The sequence below is a fragment of the Cryobacterium ruanii genome (assembly GCF_004404055.1).
GTDB lineage: Bacteria > Actinomycetota > Actinomycetes > Actinomycetales > Microbacteriaceae > Cryobacterium > Cryobacterium ruanii.
Genome location: NZ_SOHK01000013.1, coordinates 1 through 1,464 on the forward strand (window position 1 = coordinate 1; position 1,464 = coordinate 1,464).

General features: G+C 63.4%; 1 pseudogene. It reads left to right on the forward strand.

Annotated features, from left to right (window positions below):
* Nucleotides 1–186 precede the first annotated feature (186 nt).
* Nucleotides 187–1,442: pseudogene (locus tag E3T47_RS08610) on the forward strand (IS110 family RNA-guided transposase).
* Nucleotides 1,443–1,464 lie beyond the last annotated feature (22 nt).

The window sequence follows — 1,464 nt, forward strand, 5'->3', positions numbered from 1 at the left end:
CCCCGTTACCTTGTTCGTAACCTCGGATGGTGTGAGTATCTGAGGGAGTTGGCCTGTCGGGTCCGGCATGATTGTTGCCCCCAGTCATTAATGATCCGGGGGGTGTTGTCACCGGACTCGATTGGCGTCGGGTGATCGCTGATAGGGGCTCGACTAGGCGTAAAGCCGAGGTCGTTCGTAACGTGGATGCCGAGACTTGACGCCGTAGACCAGGCCACGAATACAAGTGGATGGGAGCAGTCATGATCGAAAACTATGACAGCGTCGACGTGTTCGTCGGTGTCGACGTTGGCAAAGGCGAGCACCACGCCGTCGCCCTGAACCGGGCCGGCAAGGTCCTCTTCGACAAAGCATTACCGAACGACGAAGGCAAGATGCGGGCGGTGCTACAGAAGCTGAAACAGTCCGGCACGGTGCTCGTCATCGTCGACCAACCGGCCACGATCGGCGCCTTGCCGATCGCCGTCGCCCAAGCCGAAGGAGTCCTCGTCGGCTACCTGCCCGGCCTAGCGATGCGGCGCATCGCCGACCTCCACGCGGGTGAGGCGAAGACCGATGCCCGGGACGCAGCGATCATCGCCCAAGCCGCCCGAACACTTCCGCATGCGTTGCGGTCGATTCAGCTGGCTGATGAGTCCGTCGCGGAGCTGTCCATGCTTTGTGGTTTTGACGATGACATCGTGGGTCAGATGACGGCGACCAGCAACCGAATTCGCGGGCTGCTCACCCAGATTCACCCAGCGTTGGAGCGGGTCGTGGGCCCGCATCTGGACCACCCGGCGATGCTAGATCTGCTCCAGCATTACCCGTCACCGGCGGCGATGAAATCAGCCGGCACCACGCGGATGGCCACCCGGCTGCTGAAGCTGGCCCCACGGATGGGCCGCCGCCTGGCAGAAGAAATCACCCAAGCCTTGAGCGAACAGACCGTCGTGGTCGTCGGCACTAATGCGGCCGCGACGGTCCTCCCGCGCTTGGCCGAACAACTCGCCGCCTTGCGCCAACAGCGGTCCGACATCGCCGTCGAGGTCGAGAAGCTGGTGAACGACCACCCTCTTTCCCCCGTCCTGACGAGCATGCCCGGAGTCGGCGTCAGGACCGCAGCCCGGCTCCTCACCGAAGTCACCGGCAAGCACTTCGAAACCGCCGGCCACCTCGCCTCCTACGCCGGCCTCGCACCCGTGACCCGACGCTCCGGCAGCTCAATCCGCGGCGAACATCCCTCCCGCCGAGGAAACAAGATCCTCAAACGTGCTCTCTTCCTGTCCGCCTTCGCGGCCCTGCGCGACCCCGTCTCCCGCACCTACTACGACCGCAAAATCACCCAAGGCAAACGCCACAACCAAGCCCTCATCGCACTCGCCCGACGCCGCTGTGATGTTCTATTCGCCATGCTGCGAGACGGCACCCTCTACGAAACTGAACACCAACTCGCCGCTTGACAAAAACATAGGGGCACCCCCC